General features: G+C 42.2%; 2 pseudogenes. Both read left to right on the top strand.

Annotation, left to right across the window (positions count from 1 at the left end):
- A pseudogene (locus DWY93_RS16915) lies at positions 1-312 on the top strand (hypothetical protein); the annotation flags it as partial.
- Positions 313-335: 23 nt separating this feature from the next.
- A pseudogene (locus DWY93_RS16910) lies at positions 336-515 on the top strand (PrgI family protein); the annotation flags it as partial.
- Positions 516-554 lie beyond the last annotated feature (39 nt).

Here is a 554-nt window from a genome sequence, read left to right as displayed (position 1 = left end):
CATAGTGATATGGTAAGGCGTCGGGTTCTTACCCTACTTTATACTTCCATAGCACCAATTCCGTTTGCCACCATGACCAATAAGGAATGGGGCAATATCGGAAACAACTATTTAAAAGGCTTGTTCGCACTGGCATTTCAGGGATTCTTCATGATGGTCTGTGTGGGAATTTATGCAGTTTTAGTAAATGCAATGACCATATCCAGTGATCTTCATGCAGCTATGTTTTCAGTAGCGGCTTATACCGTGATTCTTGCATTTTCATTATTCAAGACCGGAAGCCTTAGCAAATCTATATTCAATGCCCACTAGCGGGCAGGAAAGGAGCGCATACCATGGCGTATGTACCAGTACCAAAAGACCTTACCAAGGTCAAAACAAAAGTAGCATTAAATCTGACAAAGCGGCAGCTGATTTTCTTTTCACTTGCCGCAGTTGTGGGAATTCCGTTTTATCTGTTCATGAGAAAACCAATCGGTTCCAGTATTGCTGCCATTTTGATGGTAACGATCATTTTTCAATGAGGGCGTTTATCCTTGCCATTCCCATACCGT

The organism is Clostridium sp. AF28-12, assembly GCF_003435225.1.
GTDB classification, from domain to species: domain Bacteria; phylum Bacillota; class Clostridia; order Lachnospirales; family Lachnospiraceae; genus Pilosibacter; species Pilosibacter fragilis.
The sequence above is the reverse complement of the archived record's forward strand: the minus strand, read 5'-3'. Positions and strand labels throughout refer to the sequence as shown.